The 24,644-nt window shown below is 57.3% G+C and carries 22 protein-coding genes; 19 read left to right on the top strand and 3 right to left on the bottom strand.

What is annotated here, in order from left to right; genetic code table 11:
* Positions 1 to 7 precede the first annotated feature (7 nt).
* From livF to ugpQ, 8 genes are all read left to right on the top strand, one after another.
* On the top strand, positions 8 to 721 hold the full coding sequence (livF, locus tag PGR23_RS11835; RefSeq protein WP_086538103.1) for a high-affinity branched-chain amino acid ABC transporter ATP-binding protein LivF: 714 nt from the start codon (positions 8 to 10) through the stop codon (positions 719 to 721).
* 163 nt (positions 722 to 884) lie between these two features.
* Positions 885 to 1,106: a type II toxin-antitoxin system Phd/YefM family antitoxin gene (locus PGR23_RS11830; protein ID WP_004174006.1), complete on the top strand. Its 222-nt coding sequence runs from the start codon at positions 885 to 887 to the stop codon at positions 1,104 to 1,106.
* Positions 1,103 to 1,471 carry a type II toxin-antitoxin system death-on-curing family toxin gene (locus PGR23_RS11825; protein WP_047047927.1) on the top strand — a complete coding sequence of 123 codons (369 nt, stop codon included), beginning with the start codon at positions 1,103 to 1,105 and terminating at the stop codon, positions 1,469 to 1,471. Before PGR23_RS11830 ends, PGR23_RS11825 begins: the two co-directional genes overlap by 4 nt.
* Before the next feature lie 291 nt (positions 1,472 to 1,762).
* On the top strand, positions 1,763 to 3,079 hold the full coding sequence (gene ugpB, locus PGR23_RS11820; RefSeq protein ID WP_045394824.1) for a sn-glycerol-3-phosphate ABC transporter substrate-binding protein UgpB: 1,317 nt from the start codon (positions 1,763 to 1,765) through the stop codon (positions 3,077 to 3,079).
* Positions 3,080 to 3,185: 106 nt separating this feature from the next.
* Entirely contained in the window at positions 3,186 to 4,073 is an 888-nt protein-coding gene (gene ugpA / locus PGR23_RS11815; RefSeq protein WP_015369328.1) for a sn-glycerol-3-phosphate ABC transporter permease UgpA, read from the top strand.
* Entirely contained in the window at positions 4,070 to 4,915 is an 846-nt protein-coding gene (gene ugpE / locus PGR23_RS11810; protein WP_015369329.1) for a sn-glycerol-3-phosphate ABC transporter permease UgpE, read from the top strand. Before ugpA ends, ugpE begins: the two co-directional genes overlap by 4 nt.
* Position 4,916: 1 nt before the next feature.
* The gene (locus PGR23_RS11805; protein WP_020077770.1) at positions 4,917 to 5,987 is read left to right on the top strand and encodes a sn-glycerol-3-phosphate import ATP-binding protein UgpC; all 1,071 of its coding nucleotides are present in this window, start codon (positions 4,917 to 4,919) and stop codon (positions 5,985 to 5,987) included.
* On the top strand, positions 5,984 to 6,724 hold the full coding sequence (ugpQ, locus tag PGR23_RS11800; protein ID WP_020077771.1) for a glycerophosphodiester phosphodiesterase: 741 nt from the start codon (positions 5,984 to 5,986) through the stop codon (positions 6,722 to 6,724). Before PGR23_RS11805 ends, ugpQ begins: the two co-directional genes overlap by 4 nt.
* Before the next feature lie 23 nt (positions 6,725 to 6,747).
* On the opposite strand, the gene PGR23_RS11795 is transcribed toward ugpQ, so the two are convergent.
* Positions 6,748 to 7,068, bottom strand: coding sequence for a DUF2756 family protein (locus tag PGR23_RS11795; RefSeq protein WP_430915626.1), 321 nt, complete (start codon positions 7,066 to 7,068; stop codon positions 6,748 to 6,750).
* A 124-nt stretch (positions 7,069 to 7,192) separates the two neighbouring features.
* Between PGR23_RS11795 and ggt the strand changes: the two genes are divergently transcribed.
* Entirely contained in the window at positions 7,193 to 8,938 is a 1,746-nt protein-coding gene (ggt, locus tag PGR23_RS11790; RefSeq protein WP_032713162.1) for a gamma-glutamyltransferase, read from the top strand.
* An 86-nt stretch (positions 8,939 to 9,024) separates the two neighbouring features.
* Here ggt and yhhY read toward each other — a convergent pair whose 3' ends face one another.
* Both yhhY and PGR23_RS11780 read right to left on the bottom strand, forming a co-directional pair.
* Positions 9,025 to 9,513 carry an N-acetyltransferase gene (gene yhhY, locus PGR23_RS11785; RefSeq protein ID WP_063415109.1) on the bottom strand — a complete coding sequence of 163 codons (489 nt, stop codon included), beginning with the start codon at positions 9,511 to 9,513 and terminating at the stop codon, positions 9,025 to 9,027.
* A gap of 227 nt (positions 9,514 to 9,740) precedes the next feature.
* Entirely contained in the window at positions 9,741 to 10,388 is a 648-nt protein-coding gene (locus tag PGR23_RS11780; protein ID WP_396279337.1) for a polymer-forming cytoskeletal protein, read from the bottom strand.
* A 265-nt stretch (positions 10,389 to 10,653) separates the two neighbouring features.
* On the opposite strand from PGR23_RS11780, the gene PGR23_RS11775 reads away from it, so the two are divergent.
* The 10 genes from PGR23_RS11775 to glgA all read left to right on the top strand — a co-directional run bounded on the left by PGR23_RS11775 (position 10,654) and on the right by glgA (position 24,637).
* Positions 10,654 to 11,691, top strand: a complete 1,038-nt coding sequence (locus tag PGR23_RS11775) for an oxidoreductase (RefSeq protein WP_063415116.1) — start codon at positions 10,654 to 10,656, stop codon at positions 11,689 to 11,691.
* A 121-nt stretch (positions 11,692 to 11,812) separates the two neighbouring features.
* Positions 11,813 to 12,508: a pirin family protein gene (locus PGR23_RS11770; protein WP_045394827.1), complete on the top strand. Its 696-nt coding sequence runs from the start codon at positions 11,813 to 11,815 to the stop codon at positions 12,506 to 12,508.
* A 294-nt stretch (positions 12,509 to 12,802) separates the two neighbouring features.
* Complete coding sequence (gntR, locus tag PGR23_RS11765) at positions 12,803 to 13,798, top strand: gluconate operon transcriptional repressor GntR (RefSeq protein WP_015369338.1); 996 nt, start codon at positions 12,803 to 12,805, stop codon at positions 13,796 to 13,798.
* Between the two features lie 193 nt (positions 13,799 to 13,991).
* A complete protein-coding gene (gene gntK, locus PGR23_RS11760) occupies positions 13,992 to 14,522 on the top strand; it encodes a gluconokinase (protein ID WP_015369339.1) in 531 nt (176 codons plus the stop codon).
* Complete coding sequence (gene gntU, locus PGR23_RS11755) at positions 14,522 to 15,862, top strand: gluconate transporter (protein WP_015369340.1); 1,341 nt, start codon at positions 14,522 to 14,524, stop codon at positions 15,860 to 15,862. The genes gntK and gntU overlap by 1 nt, the downstream gene beginning before the upstream one ends.
* A 474-nt stretch (positions 15,863 to 16,336) precedes the next feature.
* Positions 16,337 to 17,443, top strand: a complete 1,107-nt coding sequence (gene asd / locus PGR23_RS11750) for an aspartate-semialdehyde dehydrogenase (RefSeq protein ID WP_015369342.1) — start codon at positions 16,337 to 16,339, stop codon at positions 17,441 to 17,443.
* A gap of 237 nt (positions 17,444 to 17,680) precedes the next feature.
* Complete coding sequence (glgB, locus tag PGR23_RS11745; RefSeq protein ID WP_032706494.1) at positions 17,681 to 19,864, top strand: 1,4-alpha-glucan branching enzyme; 2,184 nt, start codon at positions 17,681 to 17,683, stop codon at positions 19,862 to 19,864.
* Entirely contained in the window at positions 19,864 to 21,840 is a 1,977-nt protein-coding gene (glgX, locus tag PGR23_RS11740) for a glycogen debranching protein GlgX (RefSeq protein ID WP_047047939.1), read from the top strand. The genes glgB and glgX overlap by 1 nt, the downstream gene beginning before the upstream one ends.
* Positions 21,841 to 21,908: 68 nt before the next feature.
* The gene (gene glgC / locus PGR23_RS11735; RefSeq protein ID WP_015703688.1) at positions 21,909 to 23,204 is read left to right on the top strand and encodes a glucose-1-phosphate adenylyltransferase; all 1,296 of its coding nucleotides are present in this window, start codon (positions 21,909 to 21,911) and stop codon (positions 23,202 to 23,204) included.
* Entirely contained in the window at positions 23,204 to 24,637 is a 1,434-nt protein-coding gene (gene glgA / locus PGR23_RS11730) for a glycogen synthase GlgA (protein WP_045394829.1), read from the top strand. Before glgC ends, glgA begins: the two co-directional genes overlap by 1 nt.
* The last annotated feature ends 7 nt before the right edge of the window (positions 24,638 to 24,644 follow it).

Here is a 24,644-nt window from a genome sequence, read left to right as displayed (position 1 = left end):
GCATAAGATGGAAAAAGCGATGTTAACTTTTGACAATGTCAGCGCCCACTACGGCAAGATTCAGGCGCTGCACAACGTCAGCCTGCATATCAAACAGGGTGAGATCGTCACGCTTATCGGCGCTAACGGCGCGGGGAAAACTACCCTGCTCGGTACGCTGTGCGGCGATCCTCGGGCCTCCAGCGGGCGCATTGTCTTTGACGGTAAGGATATTACCGACTGGCAGACGGCGAAAATCATGCGTGAAGCGGTGGCGATCGTGCCGGAAGGGCGACGCGTCTTTTCGCGCATGACGGTGGAAGAGAACCTGGCGATGGGCGGTTTTTTTGCCGACCGCGACCAGTTTCATACCCGCATCAAATGGGTGTATGAGTTGTTCCCGCGTCTGCATGAACGCCGTATTCAGCGCGCCGGCACCATGTCCGGCGGCGAGCAGCAGATGCTGGCGATCGGTCGCGCTCTGATGAGCCAGCCGCGCCTGCTGCTGCTTGATGAGCCTTCATTAGGGCTGGCGCCGATTATCATTCAGCAGATTTTCGACACCATCGAGCAGCTGCGTGAACAGGGGATGACTATCTTCCTGGTTGAGCAGAACGCCAACCAGGCGCTGAAGCTGGCCGATCGCGGCTACGTACTGGAAAACGGTCACGTGGTGCTTGAGGATACCGGCGATGCGCTGTTAGCCAACGAGGCGGTGCGCAGCGCCTATCTCGGCGGTTAGTTCATCGTAACCCGGCGTTGTTCGCTTCGCCGGTTTGTAGCCCGGGCGAGGCGCTTGCGCCGACCCCGGTAGCCGATCGCACGAATACATTTAAAAGAGCCTGTTGGCTCTTTTTTTGTACATGTATGTTGTACAATAAAAGAGTACAGCTTTGGAGGTTTTTATGAGAACGGTTAACTATAGCGAAGCCCGGCAAAATCTGGCCGATGTACTGGAAAGCGCAGTGACAGGTGTGCCTGTGACCATTACCCGTCGTGGGCATAAATCTGCAGTCATCATTAGTGCAGAAGAGTTTGAACGCTACCAGGCGGCCAGAATGGATGATGAGTTCGCGGCTATCATGGCGGTTCATGGTGATGAGATCAGGGAGCTTGCGGATAAATGACGCTGCAGATTATCTCAGCGGAAGAGATAATACAGTTTCACGACAGGCTGCTCCGCGTCACGCCTGGCGTTGCCGGTATGCCCGATCCTGGGCGTGCCGAAGCGATAATGTATAGGGTGCTAAACAAAATTGAATATGAAGGTGTGACAGAAGTGTGGCGACTCGCTGTGATGCATCTGCTGGCGATTTCTCGCGGTCATATATTTAATGATGGTAATAAGCGTACGGCACTGTTTATCACCCTGCTTTTTTTAAAGCGAAATGGAATTATATTGCCGGCGAATCCAGACTTCGTCGGCATGACCGTCGAGGCGACTGCGGGGCAACTTACCCTGGAACAGATTGTCGCGCGCTTGCGTGAATGACGGTTAACTCGTTGCAACCCGGCGGCGCTTCGCTTGGCCGGGCTACCCAAGCCGTTGTAGCCCGGGCGAGGCGCTTGCGCCGACCCCGGGAGCCGATGGCACGAATATTATCCGTGTCTCAGCTCCCACTTTACTTCCCCCATCCTTTCATCGGCTTGTCATCTCTCTGACCCGTTACTATCTTTTTTTTGTAATAAAAAAGTTATTTTTCTGTAATTCGAACATGTCATGTTACCCCGCGAACATAAAACGCGTGAAATCGCGCATCCGGAACAACAAGAGAGATAACCGATGATATCGTTACGACATACAGCTTTAGGACTGGCGCTGAGCCTGGCATTTGCTGGTCAGGCACTGGCAGTAACCACCATCCCTTTCTGGCATTCAATGGAAGGGGAGCTGGGTAAAGAAGTTGATTCTCTGGCGCAACGTTTCAACGCGGCCAATCCTGATTACAAAATTGTTCCGGTGTACAAAGGCAACTACGAACAGAGCCTGAGCGCCGGTATCGCTGCCTTCCGTACCGGCAACGCGCCGGCGATTCTGCAGGTGTATGAAGTTGGTACCGCCACCATGATGGCGTCAAAAGCCATTAAGCCGGTATACCAGGTCTTTAGCGATGCGGGTATTAAGTTCGATGAATCGCAGTTCGTGCCGACGGTGTCCGGTTATTACACCGATTCAAAAACCGGCCATCTGCTCTCCCAGCCGTTTAACAGCTCCACGCCGGTGCTGTACTACAACAAAGACGCCTTCAAGAAAGCGGGCTTAGACCCTGAGCAGCCGCCGAAAACCTGGCAGGATCTGGCGGCCTACACCGCGAAGCTGAAAGCGTCCGGGATGAAGTGCGGCTACGCCAGCGGCTGGCAGGGCTGGATCCAGATTGAAAACTTCAGCGCCTGGCACGGCCTGCCGGTCGCCACGAAAAATAACGGTTTTGACGGCACCGATGCGGTGCTTGAGTTCAACAAGCCGGAGCAGGTGAAACATATCGCCCTGCTCGAAGAGATGAACAAGAAGGGCGATTTCAGCTATTTCGGGCGTAAGGATGAATCCACCGAGAAGTTCTATAACGGCGACTGCGCGATCACTACCGCGTCATCTGGTTCGCTGGCGGATATTCGTCAGTACGCGAAATTCAACTACGGTGTCGGCATGATGCCTTACGACGCCGATGTTAAAGGCGCGCCGCAGAACGCCATTATCGGCGGGGCCAGCCTGTGGGTGATGCAGGGCAAGGACAAAGAGACCTACACCGGCGTGGCGAAGTTCCTCGACTTCCTGACCAAACCGGAAAACGCCGCCGAGTGGCACCAGAAAACCGGCTATCTGCCGATTACCACCGCGGCCTACGATCTGACGCGCCAGCAGGGCTTCTATGATAAGAACCCGGGCGCTGATATCGCCACCCGCCAGATGCTGAATAAGCCGCCGTTGCCGTTCACCAAAGGCCTGCGCCTGGGCAACATGCCGCAAATTCGCACCATCGTCGATGAAGAGCTGGAGAGCGTGTGGACCGGCAAGAAAACCCCGCAACAGGCGCTGGACTCCGCCGTTCAGCGCGGGAATCAACTGCTGCGCCGTTTCGAGCAAGCAACCAAATCGTAATCTGTAACTTGCCCGGTGGCGCTGCGCTTACCGGGCCTACGATGTGCCCTATGTAGGCCGGGTAAGGCGTAGCCGCCACCCGGCATTGTTCAGGAACCAAATCTCAATGTCATCATCCCGTCCGGTATTCCGCTCGCGCTGGCTGCCCTATGTGCTGGTCGCGCCGCAGCTGATTATCACGCTGATTTTCTTTATCTGGCCCGCGGGCGAAGCGCTGTGGTACTCGCTGCAGAGCGTCGATCCGTTTGGCCTTTCCAGCCAGTTTGTCGGCCTGGATAACTTCGTCACGCTGTTCCACGACCCGTACTATCTGGACTCGTTCTGGACGACCATAAAATTCAGCACCCTGGTAACCGTCAGCGGCCTGCTTATTTCGCTGTTTTTTGCCGCGCTGGTCGACTATGTGGTGCGCGGCAGCCGTTTTTATCAAACGCTGATGCTGCTGCCGTATGCCGTGGCCCCCGCTGTCGCGGCGGTGCTGTGGATCTTCCTCTTCAATCCTGGACGCGGGCTGATCACGCATTTCCTTGGCGAATTGGGTTACGACTGGAACCACGCGCAAAACAGCGGCCAGGCGATGTTCCTGGTGGTCTTCGCCTCGGTCTGGAAGCAGATAAGCTACAACTTCCTGTTCTTCTTCGCCGCGCTGCAGTCGATCCCGCGTTCGCTGGTTGAGGCCGCCGCCATCGACGGCGCCGGGCCGATTCGCCGCTTCTTCAAGCTGGCGCTGCCGCTGATTGCGCCGGTGAGCTTCTTCCTGCTGGTGGTCAACCTGGTTTACGCCTTCTTCGATACCTTCCCGGTGATCGATGCCGCCACCGCCGGCGGCCCGGTGCAGGCGACCACCACCCTAATCTACAAAATTTATCGCGAAGGTTTCGCCGGGCTCGATCTTTCCGCTTCCGCCGCGCAGTCGGTGGTGCTGATGTTCCTCGTCATTATCCTGACGGTGGTGCAGTTCCGTTACGTTGAAAGTAAGGTGCGTTACCAATGATTGAGAACCGTCGCGGGCTGACGATTTTCAGCCACACCATGCTGATTCTTGGCATTGCCGTCATTTTATTCCCGCTGTACGTCGCCTTCGTGGCGGCGACGCTGGATAACAAATCGGTATTTGAAACGCCGATGACGCTGATCCCCGGCGGGCATCTGCTGGAGAACATGAAGACCATCTGGGTGAACGGCGTCGGCGTCAACAGCGCGCCGTTCTGGCTGATGATGCTCAACAGCTTCATCATGGCGTTCGCCATTACGGTCGGCAAAATCGTGGTGTCGATGCTTTCGGCGTTCGCCATCGTGTGGTTCCGCTTTCCGCTGCGTAACCTGTTCTTCTGGATGATCTTTATCACCCTGATGCTGCCGGTCGAGGTGCGTATTTTTCCGACGGTGGAAGTGATCGCCAACCTCAAAATGCTCGACAGTTATGCCGGGTTAACGCTGCCGTTAATGGCTTCGGCTACCGCCACCTTCTTGTTCCGCCAGTTCTTTATGACCCTGCCGGACGAGCTGATTGAAGCGGCGCGTATCGATGGCGCTTCGCCGATGCGCTTCTTCCGCGACATCGTGCTGCCGCTGTCGAAAACCAACCTCGCCGCGCTGTTCGTTATCACCTTTATCTACGGCTGGAACCAGTATCTGTGGCCGTTGCTGATTATTCAGGATGTGAATCTTGGCACCGCCGTCGCCGGTATTAAAGGCATGATCGCCACCGGCGAAGGTACTACCCAGTGGAATCAGGTGATGGCGGCGATGCTGCTGACCCTGATCCCGCCGGTCGTCATCGTTTTAGCCATGCAGCGCGCGTTTGTGCGCGGCCTGGTCGATAGTGAGAAATAAAATGGCTGGTTTAAAACTACAGGCAGTAAGCAAAAGCTGGGATGGCAAAACCCAGGTAATTCAACCGCTGACGCTGGACGTGGCGGACGGAGAATTTATCGTCATGGTCGGCCCGTCAGGCTGCGGGAAATCAACGCTGCTGCGGATGGTCGCCGGGCTTGAACGGGTGACCAGCGGCGATATCTGGATTGACCGTAAACGGGTGACCGAGATGGAGCCGAAGGATCGCGGCATCGCGATGGTGTTCCAGAACTATGCGCTTTATCCGCATATGAGCGTGGAAGAGAACATGGCGTGGGGGCTGAAGATTCGCGGCATGGGTAAGGGATTGATCGCCGAGCGCGTGCAGGAGGCGGCGCGTATTCTTGAGCTGGATGGCCTGCTCAAGCGCCGCCCGCGGGAACTGTCCGGCGGTCAGCGCCAGCGCGTGGCGATGGGCCGCGCTATCGTGCGTGACCCGGCGGTATTCCTGTTCGACGAACCGTTGTCAAACCTCGATGCCAAGCTGCGCGTGCAGATGCGTCTGGAACTGCAGCAGCTGCATCGGCGCCTGAAAACGACTTCGCTGTATGTCACCCACGATCAGGTCGAAGCGATGACCCTCGCCCAGCGGGTGATGGTGATGAATAAAGGCATTGCCGAGCAGATTGGCACGCCGGTTGAGGTGTATGAAAAGCCAGCCAGCCGCTTTGTGGCGAGCTTTATCGGCAGCCCGGCCATGAATCTACTGGAGGGGCGGGTGAGCGATGACGGCGGCCGCTTTGAGCTGGGAGGCGGTATACAGCTGCCGATGAATCACGAGCATCGGCGCTACGCCGGGCGTAAAATGACTCTCGGTATTCGCCCGGAGCATTTTATTTTAAGCTCGCAGGCGCAAGGCGGCATCCCGCTGCTGATGGATACGCTGGAAATTTTAGGTGCCGATAACCTCGCCCACGGGCGCTGGGGCGAGCAGAAGCTGGTGGTCAGATTGCCGCATCAGCAGCGCCCGGCGGGCGGCAGTACGCTATGGCTGCATCTGCCATTGGAACATCTGCACCTCTTTGATGGTGAAACAGGACAACGCGCATGAGTAACTGGCCTTATCCCCGCATCGTCGCCCATCGCGGCGGCGGTAAACTGGCGCCGGAGAACACCCTGGCGGCTATCGACGTCGGCGCCCGCTACGGGCACACGATGATTGAATTTGACGCCAAGCTGTCGAAGGACGGGCAGATCTTTCTGCTGCATGACGATAATCTCGAACGCACCAGCAATGGCTGGGGCGTGGCGGGCGAGCTGGCGTGGGACGATCTGCTGAAGGTCGATGCCGGCAGCTGGTACAGCCGCGAGTTTAAGGGCGAACCGCTGCCGCTGCTCTCCCAGGTGGCGGAGCGCTGCCGCCGTCACGGCATGATGGCGAATATCGAAATTAAGCCGACGACCGGGCAGGGGCCGCAGACCGGAAAAGTGGTGGCGCTGGCCGCGCGCGATCTGTGGGCCGATATGACCGCGCCGCTACTCTCATCCTTTGAAATTGATGCGCTGGAAGCGGCGCAGGAAGCCGCGCCCGAGCTGCCGCGCGGGCTGCTGCTGGATGAGTGGCGCGATGACTGGCGCGAATTGACCGCCCGGCTGGGCTGCGTGTCAATTCATCTCAATCACAAGCTGCTGGATGCGGCGCGGGTGGCTAGCCTGAAACAGGCCGGCCTGCATATTCTGGTGTATACGGTCAATAAACCCCAGCGCGCCGCCGAGCTGCTGCGCTGGGGCGTAGATTGCATCTGCACCGATGCTATTGACGTCATCGGGCCGAATTTCCAGCCTTAAGACTGATTTGCGGCGGACGATCTTTACGGGTTAGTCTGCCGCAGCATTCCGCCGTTGTTGTTCGGCAGTACCTGCGGCTGCGAATTGAGATTGCCGCCCTGCGCCGCGCGCTGCTGATTGGTCTGCAGCTGATTTTGCAAATGCTGCTGCTGCGTGCGGGTCTGGTTGTTCAGATTCTGCTTCAGCATGCTTTGCTGCTGCTGTTGCTGCACCTTCATCTCATTTTGCATACACTGCTGGCTGGGCACCACATAACCCGGCTGGTTAGGGTTGTTATCGATGTTGATCGGCTGTGCTAAAACGCCGAGCGGCATCAGCGCCGCCAGGAATAAAATCGCTTTCATTGTTTTCTCCTCCCGTGCGTGGGATCACTTAAGTGTACCTCGAATTCGCCATAACAATGATTTTTTAGGAGTTATCAACCAGGCTTAAGCCGGGAGATAAAACCTACCTTTCAGGAGTAAGACAATGATAAAAACAACAATATGGCGTCAGGTGGTCATCGCAGCGTTACTGGCGGGGGGCAGCTTTACCGTCGCCGCCAATCCGCCGCCCCCGCCGCCGGTCTCGTATGGCGTTGAGGAAGATGTGTTTCACCCGGTGCGCGCCCAGCAGGGGATGGTGGCCTCGGTGGATGCGCTGGCGACCCGCGTCGGCGTAGATATTCTGCGTCAGGGCGGCAACGCCGTCGATGCAGCGGTTGCCGTTGGCTATGCGCTGGCGGTGACGCATCCGCAGGCCGGTAATATCGGCGGCGGCGGGTTTATGATGCTGCGAACTAAAGACGGTAAAACCACGGCGATCGATTTCCGCGAGATGGCCCCGGAACAGGCCACCCGCGATATGTTCCTCGATGAACATGGCAATCCTGACAGTAAAAAATCGCTGACTTCGCATCTCGCTTCCGGTACCCCAGGCAGCGTTGCGGGTTTCTCACTCGCGCTGGAAAAATACGGCACCATGCCGCTAAACAAAGTGATCCGCCCGGCAATTAAGCTGGCGGAAGAGGGGTTTATCGTTAATGATGCGCTGGCTGACGATCTAAAAACCTACGGTAGCGAAGTGATCCCGCAGCATGAAAACAGCAAAGCGATTTTCTGGAAGAACGGCGAGCCGCTGAAAAAAGGCGACCGGCTGGTGCAAAAGAATCTGGGGAAAAGCCTGGAGCTGATTGCCGAGCACGGCCCGGACGCCTTCTATAAAGGGGCTATCGCCGACCAGATTGCCGGCGAGATGAAAAAACACGGCGGGCTTATCACCAAAGCCGACCTCGCCAACTACAAGGCCGTGGAGCGTACGCCGATTAGCGGTGAATATCGCGGCTATGAGGTCTACTCCATGCCGCCGCCGTCCTCCGGCGGGATCCACATCGTGCAGATCCTCAATATCCTCGAAAACTTCGATATGCAGAAATATGGCTTTGGCAGCGCCGACGCCATGCAGGTAATGGCGGAAGCGGAGAAACACGCCTATGCCGACCGTTCGGAATATCTCGGCGATCCTGACTTCGTCAAAGTGCCGTGGCAGGCGTTGACCAGCAAGGCTTACGCCAAAGCGATAGCCGCCGAGATTGACGTGAACAAGGCAAAGCCTTCCAGCCAGATCCGTCCGGGCAAGCTGGCGCCGTATGAAAGCAACCAGACCACCCACTTCTCGGTGGTCGATAAAGACGGCAATGCGGTGGCGGTCACCTATACGTTGAATACCACCTTTGGCACCGGCATCGTGGCCGGCGACTCCGGAATTATACTCAACAACCAGATGGATGATTTCTCGGCGAAGCCCGGCGTGCCTAACGTTTATGGTTTAGTTGGCGGCGACGCCAATGCGGTAGGGCCGAAAAAGCGCCCTCTGTCGTCGATGTCGCCGACGATTGTGGTGAAAGACGGGAAAACCTGGCTGGTGACCGGTAGCCCGGGCGGTAGCCGTATTATTACCACCGTGCTGCAAATGGTGGTCAACACCATTGATTTCGGGATGAACGTCGCGGAAGCCACCAACGCGCCGCGCTTCCACCACCAGTGGCTGCCGGACGAGCTGCGGGTGGAGAAAGGTTTTAGCCCGGATACCGTGAAATTGCTGGAAGCGAAAGGGCAGAAAGTCGCGCTGAAAGAGGCGATGGGCAGTACCCAGAGCATTATGGTGGGGCCGGATGGTACGCTGTATGGCGCTTCCGATCCGCGTTCGCCCGGAGATTTGACCGCGGGGTATTGATGTGTTGCCCGGTGACGCTGCGCTTACCGGGCCTACAATTGTGCGAACGTAGGCCGGGTAAGGCGAAGCCGCCACCCGGCAACACGCTACTTCATTCTCGCCATATAATACGCATCCACATACTCACCGTTGCGCAATGCGTAACCCTTGGCGGTGCCTTCGATCTCAAAGCCGTACTTCTTATACACCGCGACCGCCGGGGCGTTATCGGCAAAGACGGTGAGTTCGATGCGATCGACCCGCAGCCAGTTGTCGCACATATCAATCATGGTGCGCATCAGCGCGCTGGCGACGCCTCGGTTATGCCAACGTGAATCTACGCTGATACCAAAATCGGCGACGTGGTTACGGCGGGGGCGTTGGACGACGGCAATGCTTAAATGGCCGACGACTTGCCCATCGATACAGGCCACCAGCTGCTTCACGCCGGGAGTATCGGTTAGCCGCTCCCGCCACATATGCTCGGATGGATGAGGAACCTGTAGCGTGTTGTGATACACCTCCGGCTGGGCGTGAATTTGACGAATCGCGTCAACATCTTTCGGTTCAGCATGGCGTATCACGATGTCACTCATTCCTTGTTCCTCATTCAGGTGAAAAGTCCCATTAAACATCACTGACTACGGCGTTTGAGTCAACACGCATTATTTGCAAAAAAAATGTAGACAAGTGCGAATGAGAATGATTATTATTGTCCTGCATTCAGGGAGACCCTTGCGGAAAGCCTGAAAGCACGACATTGCTCACATTGCTTCCAGTATTACTTTAGCCAGCCGGGTGCTGGCTTTTTTTTTGCGTTAATTCAGGCGTGTTGCGATTTGGCGGATTTCACCGCTTCTTCCGCGACCAGGCCGACGATATTGTTTTTATTTTTGCTCTCCGCGGTGGCCAATACCTCCGCGCTGCCGGTAAACAGGCCGCCCTTTTTAATCGCCAGCGTGCGATAGGCAAGGGTGCCGTCGAGGTTGCCATGTTCCTCAATAGCGATGCTATCGCCACGGCACTGGCCGTGTACCTTGCCGTCGACGATCAGCTCCCGGCAGCTGATATTGCCCTCCACGTGACCCTCGCGCATCACCTTAATCAGATGTTCTTTGGCCTCAATGTTGCCGGTGACCTGGCCATGGATATAGACATGGCCGCAGGCGACGATATTACCGACAAAATGTACCCCGCTGGCGATCACCGTGGTCTCCTGTTTTTTGACGCTTGCCGCTTCCGGCTCTGCTGCCGCCACGGCTGGTGCAGCGACTTCAGCAGCCTGCGCTTCGGTTTTATTTTTCTTCATAAACATAGCGTTAATTTTTTCCCGTTGGGTATGAGTAAGGAAAGCGAAGAGGGTACAGGCGGCCGCCAGGCGCGCCAGCGCGGTCTCATCGCTAAACCAGGCGATCAGGGCGAGAAGCCAGAAAAAAATGGCGCAGTTTATGGCGAGATACTTTTTTTCCATCAGCAGCGGCTGGCTACTCCGTTAGTCTTTAGCAACGTCCTGGTTTTGCCCTTCACTTATCCGCAGTTTCGTCATTGGAATCAAGACTTTCTGTTGAAAAATAGCGTTTTAATGACTTATTAATCAATCTCTTATTAAAAATTACGTATGAGTGATAACCGAAATATTTTGCCGGTGAATTTTCCTGCTCAGAGGAAAAGGAGGATGAAGTGAGCCGCCTGCTTGCGCTATGGTTAAAGGCAGCACATCAACTAAGGACAGCGTTATGATTCTGCACTGCGCATTTATTGGCTTTGGTAAAAGTACGACCCGCTACCATCTTCCTTACGTCCTGCATCGCAAAGACCGCTGGCACGTCGCGCATATTTATCGCCGCAGCGCCAGGCCGGAAGAACAGGCGCCGGCGTATTCCCATATCCACTTCACCAGCGACCTCGATGAAGTGCTGAATGACCCGCAGGTCAAGCTGGTAGTGGTCTGCACCCATGCTGATAGCCACTTCGAATACGCGAAGCGGGCGCTGGAAGCCGGGAAAAACGTACTGGTTGAAAAACCCTTCACCCCGACGCTTGCAGAGGCGAAGACCCTGTTCGCGCTGGCGAAAAGCAAAGGGTTGACGGTGACGCCTTACCAGAACCGCCGCTTCGATTCCTGTTTCCTGACCACCAAAAAGGTGATTGAAAGCGGGAAGCTCGGCGAACTGGTGGAAATTGAAAGTCATTTTGATAACTACCGACCGGTGGCGGAAACCATCCAGGGGGGACCGCAAAGTGGCGATTTCTACGGTCTCGGCGTACATACCATGGATCAGATCATTTCGCTGTTTGGTCGCCCGGATCATGTTGCCTACGATCTGCGCTCACTACGTAATAAAGCCAATCCCGATGACACGTTTGAAGCTCAACTGTTTTATGGCGACCTGAAAGCGATCGTCAAAACCAGCCACCTGGTGCAGATTGACTACCCGAAATTTATCGTTCATGGGCATAAAGGCTCGTTTGTGAAATACGGTATTGACCAGCAGGAGACCAGCCTGAAGGCCAACATTATGCCGGGCGATGCGGGGTTCGGCGCCGATGACAGCGTGGGGCAACTGGTCTACATCAACGAGGCGGGCGTGGTGGTACGTGAAGAGGTGCCGCTGGAAACCGGCGACTACGGACGAGTGTATGACGCGCTGTATGACACCCTCGTTAACGGCCAGCCGAATTACGTCAAGGAATCTGAAGTTCTCACCAATATGGAGATTCTGCAGCGCGGCTTTGAACAGCCTTCTCCGGCCACCATTACCCTCGCGAAATAAGAAACTCTGGCTCCTCGACGCTTGTTCATATTTTTTGAACAGAGGAGTCAATTTTCACCCTCTATGATCGCCGGCGGAATGGGTCCACACTTACTCCATCGAAAACATACGGGGGTGCAACATGATCTACTTACGCAAAGCTAACGAACGTGGCCACGCTAACCATGGCTGGCTGGATTCCTGGCATACTTTCTCTTTCGCCAACTACTACGACCCGAACTTTATGGGTTTCTCCGCGCTGCGCGTGATTAACGATGACGTAATCGACGCCGGCCAGGGGTTTGGCACCCACCCGCACAAAGACATGGAAATCCTGACTTATGTGCTGGAAGGGGCGGTTGAGCACCAGGACAGCATGGGTAACAAAGAGCAGGTTCCGGCCGGCGAGTTCCAGATCATGAGCGCGGGTACCGGCGTGCGTCACTCTGAGTACAACCCGAGCAGCACCGACCGCCTGCGTTTGTATCAGATCTGGATTATTCCAGAAGAAACCGGCATTACGCCGCGCTACGAGCAGCGCCGCTTTGATGCCGCGCAGGGCAAACAGCTGGTGCTGTCGCCAGATGCGCGCGAGGGTTCGCTGAAAGTGTACCAGGATATGGAGCTGTATCGCTGGGCGCTGCTGAAAGATGAGCAGTCGGTTCACCAGATTGCCGCGGAACGTCGCGTGTGGATCCAGGTAGTGAAAGGCGAAGTGACGATTAACGGCACCAAAGCCACCACCAGCGATGGTCTGGCGATTTGGGACGAGCAGGCGATTTCGGTTCACGCCGACAGCGATAGCGAAATACTGCTGTTCGATCTGCCGCCGGTTTGATACGCGTCATCCTTCAAGCCGCATTTTTGTTGGCTCTCCTCACTCACCCCGGTCGCGTACCCTTTGTACGCTTCCGGGGATTAAATGAGGGACATCCCTGTCCCTCACCGAAGGCAGCCTTTGGCTGTTCAAATTCGTTCCTGCGAATTTGTCGTGCGTTGCCGCCTCAATGCAACTTGAATGATTTTGCGTATTAACTCTAAATAAATCTTTTGGCCCTTTTTTCTCCGGGAAGGTTGCGCTTTGTCCGTGATAAACTGAGAAAATGTTTCCCAGCCGATCACAGTCAGGACGATGAAAAAGAAAAGACCCGTACTTCAGGATGTAGCCGATCTTGTCGGCGTGACCAAAATGACGGTCAGTCGCTATTTACGTAACCCGGAACAGGTTTCTGAGGCCCTGCGTGGCAAGATTGCCGTTGCACTCGATGAGCTGGGTTATATTCCCAATCGCGCTCCTGATATTCTCTCCAACGCCACCAGCCGCGCCATCGGCGTGCTGCTGCCCTCGTTAACCAACCAGGTCTTCTCGGAAGTGCTGCGCGGCATCGAAAGCGTCACCGACGCCTTCGGTTATCAAACCATGCTGGCGCACTACGGCTATAAGCCGGAGATGGAAGAGAAGCGTCTCGAATCGATGCTCTCCTGGAACATTGACGGCCTGATCCTCACCGAACGTACCCACACGCCACGCACGTTGAAAATGATTGAAGTGGCCGGGATCCCGGTGGTTGAGCTGATGGACAGCCAGTCGCCTTGCCTCGACATTGCCGTCGGTTTCGATAACTTCGAAGCGGCGCGGCAGATGACGGCGGCGATTATCGCCCGCGGTCACCGCCACGTTGCTTATCTCGGCGCGCGTCTTGATGAACGTACTATCATCAAACAGAAGGGGTACGAGCAGGCGATGCTCGATGCCGGCATGACGCCCTACAGCGTGATGGTGGAGCAATCTTCTTCTTACTCGTCGGGGATTGAGCTGATGCGTCAGGCGCGCCGCGAATATCCGCAGCTCGACGGCATCTTCTGTACCAACGATGACCTCGCGGTCGGCGCGGCGTTCGAGTGTCAGCGTCTGGGTCTGAAAATTCCGGACGACATGGCGATAGCCGGTTTCCACGGTCACGATATCGGTCAGGTGATGGAGCCGCGTCTTGCCAGCGTACTGACCCCACGTGAGCGCATGGGGCGCATCGGCGCCGAGCGTCTGCTGGCGCGCATCCGCGGTGAGACGATTACCCCTAAGATGTTAGATTTAGGTTTCACATTGTCACCGGGTGGATCTATTTAAACCGACAAGTTTGAAGTAGATCACACATATTCACATCTGGCACGAATGGTTATTGCTTCTCCCAGGGTCCGGCATGACAATGTTACCGATAACAGTTACCCGTAACACTCGCCCGTAATCATTAACCAGTACGCCGCTTTCGCGCTGTATCAGTCAGCCCCGGCGCGGCGTACCAGTCCAGTGGGAGGACGCTTTGAGCACGACTAACCATGATCACCACGTCTATGTCCTGATGGGCGTTTCCGGCAGTGGTAAATCCGCCGTCGCCAGCGAAGTGGCGCATCAACTGAAAGCCGCGTTTCTCGATGGCGATTTTCTGCATCCGCGCAGCAACATCACCAAGATGGCTTCCGGCGAGCCGCTGAACGACGATGACCGTACCCCGTGGCTGCAGGCGTTGAATGACGCGGCATTTGCCATGCAGCGTACCAACAAAGTTTCGCTGATCGTCTGCTCGGCGCTGAAAAAAAGCTACCGCGACATTCTGCGCAAGGGCAACCCGAACCTCTCCTTTATCTACCTGAAAGGCGACTTCGACGTGATTGAAAGCCGTCTGAAGGCGCGTAAAGGGCACTTCTTCAAAACCCAAATGTTGGTGACGCAGTTTGAAACACTGCAGGAACCAGGCGCTGACGAAAGCGATGTGCTTATCGTCGATATCGACCAGTCACTGGAAGGCGTGGTCGCCAGCACCATTGAGGTGATTAACAAAGGCAGTAACTAGTGAGTACTTTAACGCTTGTTTTAACAGCAGTCGGCTCGGTATTGCTGCTGCTGTTTTTAGTCATGAAGGCGCGTATGCACGCCTTCGTGGCTTTGATGGTGGTTTCTATTGGCGCAGGTCTCTTTTCCGGTATGCCGCTGGATAAAATCGCGGCGACGATGGAAAAAGGGATGGGCGGCACGCTGGGCTTCCTGGCGATAGTCGTCGCGCTGGGCGCGATGTTCGGTAAAATTTTGCATGAAACCGGCGCGGTCGACCAGATTGCGGTGAAAATGCTGAAGTCCTTCGGCCATAACCGCGCGCACTATGCGATTGGTCTTGCCGGCCTTATCTGCGCGCTGCCGTTGTTCTTTGAAGTGGCGATCGTGCTGCTGATTAGCGTCGCGTTTTCCATGGCGCGCCATACCGGCACTAACCTTGTGAAGCTGGTGATCCCGCTGTTCGCCGGCGTAGCCGCCGCCGCGGCATTCCTGCTGCCGGGGCCTGCGCCGATGCTGCTGGCTTCGCAGATGCACGCCGATTTCGGCTGGATGATTCTGATTGGCCTCTGCGCCGCTATTCCGGGGATGATTATCGCCGGCCCGCTGTGGGGTAACTTCATCAGCCGCTACGTTGAGCTGCACATTCCTGATGATATCAGCGAACCGCATCTCGGCGAAGGTAAAATGCCGTCCTTCGGCTTTAGCCTCTCGCTGATCCTGCTGCCGCTGGTGCTGGTCGGCCTGAAAACCATCGCCGCGCGCTTTGTGCCGGTGGGATCCACCGCCTATGAATGGTTCGAGTTTATCGGCCACCCATTCACCGCGATTCTGGTTGCCTGCCTGGTAGCGATTTACGGCCTGGCGGTACGTCAGGGGATGGCGAAAGATCGCGTGATGGAGATCTGCGGCGCGGCGCTGCAGCCGGCGGGGATTATTCTGCTGGTGATTGGCGCAGGCGGCGTCTTCAAGCAGGTGCTGGTGGACTCCGGCGTCGGCCCGGCGCTCGGCGAAGCGCTGACTGGCCTGGGTCTGCCGATTGCGATTACCTGCTTCGTGCTGGCGGCTGCCGTGCGTATTATTCAGGGCTCCGCGACCGTGGCGTGCCTGACGGCGGTCGGCCTGGTGATGCCGGTCATTGAGCAACTGAACTACAGCGGCGCGCAAATGGCGGCTCTCTCCATCTGTATCGCGGGTGGTTCGATTGTGGTAAGTCACGTCAACGATGCCGGCTTCTGGCTGTTCGGTAAGTTCACCGGCGCCAGCGAAGCGCAGACGCTGAAAACCTGGACGATGATGGAAACCATCCTTGGCACCACCGGCGCCATTGTCGGGATGATTGCTTTCCAGCTGCTGAGCTAAGTAAAAATAATTTCCCCGGACACCACCACGGTATCCGGGGGAAAAACCAGGGTAATACCGCTTACCCTGGATTCTCTTCGGTAACACGCTTTTTTCCCCTCTTTTCCACTTCCTTTTGCCGTAAATATCAGCTCTACGATAATGATCGTATTGCTCGTCAGGCCTTGCGGCGCAAGGCTTTGTCCGTTTTTTTTCGCAAGCGTGAAAGTGATATTTTTCGCGCTGAATCCATAATCAGGATCAATAAAATAGCGACGGAAAATATTCCATTACGCGGGTTATTTGCCCGATAATCTTTACGCTTTTTATGACTACCAGCGACGGTAGGCGGAGTGCGGGATAAGTTGCTTTTCTGATTGGCGCGCAATCATTGATTAATTTCACTTGCGACTTTAGCTGCATTTTGTAATGTGAAGGACATCCCAGTTGGAAACTGGCCTGGCACTAACAGCACACACCTCGCAGGAATACGTTATGAAAAATGTTGGTTTTATCGGTTGGCGTGGAATGGTCGGCTCTGTTCTCATGCAACGCATGGTGGAAGAGCGTGATTTCGACGCCATTCGCCCTGTTTTCTTCTCCACCTCTCAGCTGGGTCAGCCCGCGCCGTCATTCGGCGGCAGTACCGGGGGTACGCTTCAGGATGCATTCGATCTCGAAGCGCTGAAGGCGCTGGACATTATTGTTACCTGCCAGGGCGGCGATTACACCAACGAGATTTACCCGAAGCTGCGCGAAAGCGGCTGGCAGGGGTACTGGATTGACGCGGCGTCTTCGCTGCGCATGAAAGACGATGCGATCATTATCCTCGACCCGGTTAACCAGGATGTGATTACCGCTGGCCTGAATAACGGCATTAAAACCTTCGTCGGCGGCAACTGTACGGTGAGCCTGATGCTGATGTCCCTCGGCGGCCTGTTTGCCCATGACCTGGTGGAGTGGGTCAGCGTGGCGACCTACCAGGCGGCTTCCGGCGGCGGCGCGCGCCATATGCGCGAACTGCTGAGCCAGATGGGCCAACTGCATGGCCACGTGGCGAGCGAGCTGGCGAACCCGGCGTCCGCGATTCTCGATATCGAGCGCAAAGTGACGTCGCTGACCCGCAGCGGCGATCTGCCGGTCGATAACTTTGGCGTGCCGCTGGCGGGCAGCCTGATCCCATGGATCGACAAACAGCTTGATAACGGCCAGAGCCGCGAAGAGTGGAAAGGCCAGGCGGAGACGAACAAAATTCTCGCCACCGCGTCGCCGATCCCGGTCGATGGTCTGTGCGTGCGCGTCGGCGCGCTGCGCTGCCACAGCCAGGCGTTTACCATCAAGCTGAAGAAAGATGTTTCTATCCCGACCGTTGAGGAACTGCTGGCCGCGCATAACCCGTGGGCCAAAGTGGTGCCAAACGATCGCGACATCACCATGCGCGAGCTGACCCCAGCCGCGGTGACCGGCACCCTGACCACCCCGGTAGGGCGCCTGCGTAAACTGAACATGGGTCCTGAGTACCTGTCGGCCTTTACCGTCGGCGACCAGCTGCTGTGGGGCGCCGCCGAACCGTTGCGCCGCATGCTACGACAGCTGGCGTAAACGCAGGACAAACGATAAGGGGTGTGGATACACCCCTTTTTTTTGCGTAATACAAGGAGTAAACGCGGATGTTGGATTTTTCCCCACGGAGGTAACGCAGCCTTGGCTATGCTTTAAGTAAGGAGTTCCTTACCTGAAGGTGGGACGGAGCAGGAGGATGCACGTTGGTGCTGCGCCGTTCAGGTCAAAAAAGTCGCCGGGTACAGGAAAGGGCGACACTTACAACAGGATGAAAGCATGTCGAATCGAATCGATAGAGACGTGATTAATGCGCTTATTGCAGGTCATTTCGCGGATCCCTTTTCCGTGCTTGGCATGCACCGCACCGAGGCGGGGCTGGAAGTTCGCGCATTATTACCAGATGCCACCGAAGTGTGGGTTATTGAACCGAAAACCGGGCGTAAAGTCGGCAAACTCGAATGCCTCGACTCGCGCGGATTCTTTAGCGGCCTCCTGCCGCGGCGTAAAAACGCTTTTCGCTACCAGCTGGCCGTCACCTGGCACGGACAGCAAAACCTGATTGACGACCCTTACCGTTTCGGCCCGCTGCTGCAGGATGTTGACGCCTGGCTGTTGTCCGAGGGGACGCACCTGCGCCCTTACGAAACTCTGGGCGCGCACGCCGACACCATGGATGGCGTCACCGGTACGCGCTTTTCGGTCTGGGCGCCAAACGCCCGCCGGGTCTCGGTGGTGGGGCAATTTAACTACTGGGATGGCCGACGCCATCCGATGCGCCTGCGTAAAGAGTCCGGAATCTGGGAACTTTTCATCCCCGGCGCGCTTAATGGCCAGCTGTATAAATTCGAGCTGATCGACGCTCATGGCAATCTACGGGTCAAAGCCGATCCTTACGCCTTCGAGTCGCAGATGCGCCCGGAAAGCGCGTCGCTTATCTGCGATTTGCCGCCCAAAGTCGAGCAGCCGGCGGCGCGCAAAGCCGCGAACCAGTTTGATGCGCCGATCTCTATCTATGAAGTGCACCTCGGGTCCTGGCGCCGCCATACCGACAATAACTTCTGGCTAAGCTACCGCGAACTGGCGGACCAACTGGTGCCTTACGCAAAATGGATGGGCTTCACCCATCTTGAACTGCTCCCGGTAAACGAACACCCGTTCGACGGCAGCTGGGGCTACCAGCCGACCGGCCTCTATGCGCCGACACGCCGCTTCGGTACCCGTGAAGATTTCCGCTATTTCATCGATGCCGCCCACGCCGCGGGCCTTAACGTGATCCTCGATTGGGTTCCGGGTCATTTCCCGGCGGATGACTTTGCGCTGGCCTCATTTGACGGCACCTCGCTGTATGAACACAGCGATCCGCGCGAAGGTTACCACCAGGACTGGAATACGCTTATCTATAACTACGGCCGCCGCGAAGTCAGCAATTACCTGGTAGGTAACGCGCTGTACTGGATCGAGCGCTTCGGCATTGACGCGCTGCGCGTCGACGCGGTGGCGTCGATGATCTACCGCGACTATAGCCGTAAAGCGGGCGAGTGGATCCCCAACGAATACGGCGGGCGGGAAAATCTCGAAGCGATCGAGTTTCTGCGTAACACCAACCGTATTCTCGGCGAGCAGACGCCAGGCGCGGTCACCATGGCGGAAGAGTCCACCGATTTTGCCGGCGTGACGCGTCCGCCCGCCGACGGCGGCCTCGGCTTCTGGTTCAAATGGAATCTCGGCTGGATGCACGACACGCTGGATTATATGAAGCTCGATCCAGTCCATCGTCGCTACCATCACGACAAAATGACCTTCGGCATGCTCTACAACTACACCGAGAACTTCGTGCTGCCGCTCTCCCACGATGAAGTGGTGCACGGCAAAAAATCGATTCTCGACCGCATGCCGGGCGACGCATGGCAGCGCTTTGCCAACCTGCGCGCCTATTACGGCTGGCTGTTCGCCTTCCCGGGCAAAAAGCTGCTGTTTATGGGCAATGAATTCGCCCAGGGTCGCGAGTGGAACCACGACGCCAGTCTCGACTGGCATCTGCTGGAGGGCGGCGACAACTGGCACCACGGCGTCCAGCGGCTGGTGCGCGACCTGAACCATACCTACCGCCACCATAAAGCGCTGCACGAACTTGATTTCGATCCCTACGGCTTCGAATGGCTGGTGGTCGACGATCATGAGCGTTCGGTATTTATCTTCGTGCGCCGCGATAAAGCCGGTAATGAAATCATCGTCGCCAGCAACTTCACGCCGGTGCCGCGGCACAACTACCGTTTCGGCATCAACCAGCCGGGACGCTGGCGCGAGGAGCTGAATACCGATTCGATGCATTACCACGGTAGTAACGCCGGAAATGGCGGAGTGGTTGAGAGCGAGTCCGTTGCCAGTCACGGTCGTCAGCATTCGTTGTCGATTACCCTGCCGCCGCTGGCGACCATCTGGCTGGTACGGGAGGCCTGATGACGACGCTTGCCGCGGGAAAACCGACGCCTTTGGGCGCCAGCTATGACGGCAAAGGGGTGAACTTCACCCTGTTTTCCGCCCACGCCGAGCGGGTGGAGCTCTGCGTGTTCGACCAGCAGGGCAACGAGCGGCGCTACGACCTACCGGCGCGCAGCGGCGACATCTGGCACGGCTGGCTGGCCGATGCGCGTCCGGGGCTACGCTACGGTTATCGGGTGCACGGGCCGTGGGATCCGGCGCAGGGGCATCGCTTCAATCCGGCCAAGCTGCTGCTCGACCCCTGCGCGCATCAGGTGGCGGGCGAACTGCTGGACGACGAGCGTTTACATGGCGGGATGCATGAACCGGATGCCCGCGATAGTGCAGCCATTGCGCCAAAGTCGCAGGTAGTCGATCTGCATTACGACTGGCTCGGCGATAAACCGCCGCGCACGCCGTGGGGCGAAACGGTCATTTATGAAGCCCACGTCAAAGGGTTGACCTGGCTGCATCCGGAGCTGCCGGAGGCCATCCGCGGCACCTATCAGGCGCTGGGCCACCCGCTGATGATCGACTATTTCCGCCGCCTGGGTATTACCGCGCTGGAGCTAATGCCGGTAGCGCAGTTCGCCAGCGAACCTCGCCTGCAGCGGATGGGGCTGAGCAACTACTGGGGCTATAACCCGCTGGCGCTGTTTGCGCTGGAGCCGCGCTACGCCAGCCAGCCGCAGCGGGCGCTCGATGAGTTCCGCGATGCGGTGAAAGCGCTGCACGCGGCGGGCATCGAGGTGATCCTCGATATCGTGCTGAACCATAGCGCGGAAATCGATCTTGAAGGGCCGACCATCTCCCTGCGCGGTATCGATAACCGCAGCTATTATTGGATCAGGGACGACGGCGATTATCACAACTGGACCGGCTGCGGTAACACGCTCAACCTCAGTCATCCCGGCGTGGTGGAGTATGCCCTGCAGTGCCTGCGCTTTTGGGTTGATGAGTGCCACGTTGACGGCTTTCGCTTCGATCTGGCGTCGGTGATGGGGCGCACGCCGGAATTTCGTCAGGACGCGCCGCTGTTTGAGGCCATTCGCCGCGACCCGGTATTGTCGGCGATCAAGCTGATTGCCGAACCCTGGGATATTGGCCAGGGCGGTTATCAGGTGGGGAACTTCCCGCCGCTGTTTGCCGAATGGAACGACCATTTTCGCGATACCGCGCGCCGTTTCTGGCTGCAACAAAACGTATCGTTGGGTGACTTCGCCCAGCGCTTCGCCGCCTCCAGCGATCTCTTTGCCCGCGATGGCAAACGGCCTGCGGCGACGATCAATCTGATCACGGCGCATGATGGATTCACCCTACGTGATTGTGTTTGTTTCAATCAGAAACACAATCAGGCGAACGGCGAAGAGAATCGCGATGGGACTAACAATAACTACAGCAACAATCATGGTATAGAGGGATTAGAAGCCAATCTTGCCGTGATTGAGCGGCGGCGCGATAGCGTACATGCGCTCTTGACCACGCTGCTGCTGTCGCAAGGAACGCCGATGCTGCTGGCGGGCGATGAGCATGGCCATAGCCAGCACGGCAACAATAATGCGTACTGTCAGGACAATGCTTTGACCTGGCTGGACTGGCGGCGGGCAAATCACGGGTTAACCGCGTTTGTCGCCGCGCTTATCCACCTGCGTCGGCGCATTCCGGCGTTAACCCGTAATCAGTGGTGGCAGGAGCATGACGGCAATGTGAGCTGGCTCAATCAGCGCGGAGAACCGTTAAACGCCGACGAGTGGCAGCATGGCGCCGCGCGGCTGCAAATCCTGTTATCCGATCGCTGGCTGATCGCGCTGAATGCCACCGCTGAGGTGGCGGATATGGTTTTACCCGCGGGGGAGTGGCGCGCCGTTCCTCCATTCGCCGGAGAGGATAATCCGGTCATCATGGCTGTCTGGCATGGGCCCGCGCACGGAGTTTGCGTATTTCAAAGGTCATAGTCCCTGGGGGTTTTCGGCGTGTTCATGATGAATGGGCCGTGAAGCAGGGGAATCAAAAGGAGTTAATCATGGTTGGGCTTGAAAAGAACGATCCGTTGATGCTGGCGCGTCAACTTCCTCTCAAATCGGTGGCGCTGATCCTTGCTGGCGGGCGTGGTACCCGGCTTAAGGATTTAACCATTAAGCGCGCGAAGCCTGCCGTCCACTTTGGCGGTAAGTTCCGTATTATCGACTTCGCGTTATCTAACTGTCTTAACTCAGGTATTCGCCGCATCGGTGTGATTACCCAGTATCAGTCGCACACCCTGGTGCAGCATATCCAGCGCGGCTGGTCTTTCTTCAGCGAAGAGATGAATGAGTTTGTCGATCTGCTGCCGGCGCAGCAGCGGGTACACGGTGAAAACTGGTATCGCGGTACGGCCGATGCGGTGACGCAGAACCTCGACATTATTCGTCGCTATAAAGCCGAATATGTGGTGATCCTCGCCGGCGACCACATCTACAAACAAGACTACTCGCGCATGCTGATCGACCATGTCGAAAAAGGCGCGCGCTGCACCGTCGCCTGTATGCCGGTGCCCATCGAAGAAGCATCCGCCTTTGGCGTGATGGCGGTCGATGAAAGCGAGAAGATCATCGAGTTCGTCGAGAAACCGGCCAACCCGCCGGCGATGCCGAACGACGCTACCCGCTCGCTTGCCAGTATGGGCATCTATGTCTTTGATGCGGATTACCTTTATGAACTGCTGGCCGCCGACGATCTCGACGAAAACTCCAGCCACGACTTCGGCAAAGATATCATCCCGAAAATTACCGAAGCTGGCATGGCTTATGCACATCCTTTCCCGCTCTCCTGCGTGCAGTCCGACCCGCAAGCCGAGCCGTACTGGCGCGATGTCGGGACGCTGGAAGCCTACTGGAAGGCCAACCTCGATCTGGCCTCGGTGACGCCGGAGCTCGATATGTACGACCAGCATTGGCCTATCCGTACCCATATGGAATCGCTGCCGCCGGCGAAGTTCGTCCAGGACCGCTCCGGCAGTCACGGCATGACGCTGAACTCGCTGGTTTCCGGCGGCTGCATTATCTCCGGGTCAGTAGTGGTGCAGTCGGTACTGTTCCCGCGGGTGCGGGTGAATTCGTTTTGTAACATTGATTCGGCAGTCTTATTGCCGGATGTCTGGGTCGGGCGCTCGTGCCGCCTGCGCCGCTGCGTGATAGATCGCGCCTGCGTCATCCCGGAAGGGATGGTGATTGGGGAGAATGCGGAAGAAGATGCCAGCCGCTTCTATCGTTCAGAAGAAGGGATCGTGCTGGTTACGCGCGACATGCTGCGGAAACTGGGGCACAAACAGGAGCGATAATGCAGGTTTTACACGTATGTTCAGAGATGTTCCCGTTGTTAAAAACCGGCGGTCTGGCTGACGTTATTGGCGCGCTGCCGGCGGCGCAGATCGCAGACGGCGTGGATACCCGCGTGCTGCTGCCGGGGTATCCGGATATCCGCCGCGGAATTACCGACGCGCAGGTCGTCACCCGCCGGGATACCTTTGCCGGGCGCATCACCCTGCTGTTCGGCCATTTTAACGGCGTCGGTATCTATCTGATCGACGCGCCGCATCTCTACGATCGCCCGGGGAGCCCGTATCACGACGCCAACATGAACGCCTATACCGACAACGTGCTGCGCTTTGCGCTGCTCGGCTGGGTAGGTAGCGAAATGGCCTGCGGGCTGGATCCATTCTGGCGCCCGGAGGTGGTGCATGCCCATGACTGGCATGCGGGCCTGACGCCGGCCTACCTGGCGGCGCGTGGGCGTCCGGCGAAATCGGTGTTTACGGTGCACAATCTCGCCTACCAGGGGATGTTTTACTCCTGGCATATGAATGAGATAGAGCTGCCGTGGTCGTTCTATAACATGCACGGCCTCGAATTTAACGGCCAGATCTCGTTCCTCAAAGCCGGTCTGTACTATGCCGACCATATCACAGCGGTGAGCCCAACCTACGCGCGGGAAATCACCGAACCGCAATATGCCTACGGCATGGAAGGGCTGCTACGTCAGCGCCAACACGAGGGCCGCTTGTCCGGCATCCTTAACGGCGTCGATGATGGTATCTGGAATCCGCAAAGCGATTTGCTGCTGGCGGCGCGCTATGACCGCGATTGTCTGGAGGAGAAAGCCGAGAATAAACGGCAGCTGCAAATCGCCATGGGGCTGAAGGTGGATGACAAAGCGCCGCTGTTCGCCGTGGTGAGCCGCCTGACCAGCCAAAAAGGGCTGGATCTGGTGCTGGAGGCGCTGCCGGGCCTGCTGGAGCAGGGCGGGCAACTGGCGCTGTTGGGCGCCGGCGATCCGGTACTGCAGGAGGGCTTCCTCGCCGCCGCCGCCGAACATCCGGGCCAGGTCGGCGTGCAGATTGGCTATCACGAGGCGTTTTCGCACCGCATCATGGGCGGCGCCGATGTGATTCTGGTTCCCAGCCGCTTTGAACCGTGCGGTCTGACTCAGCTGTATGGCCTGAAATACGGCACTCTGCCGCTGGTGCGCCGCACCGGCGGTCTCGCCGATACCGTGGCCGACTGTTCGCTGGAAAACCTCGCCGACGGCGTCGCCAGCGGCTTTGTCTTTGAGGACAGTAACGCGGTGTCGTTGCTGCGGGCCATCCGGCGCACCTTTGTGTTGTGGTCGCGGCCATCGCTGTGGCGCTACGTTCAGCGTCAGGCGATGAATATGGACTTTAGCTGGCAGGTGGCGGCGAAATCCTATCGTGAACTCTATCAACGCTTGATGTAACCACAGG

This window comes from Klebsiella sp. 141162 (assembly GCF_050600755.1).
Classification (GTDB): Bacteria; Pseudomonadota; Gammaproteobacteria; order Enterobacterales; family Enterobacteriaceae; genus Klebsiella; species Klebsiella aerogenes.
The sequence above is the reverse complement of the archived record's forward strand: the minus strand, read 5'-3'. Positions and strand labels throughout refer to the sequence as shown.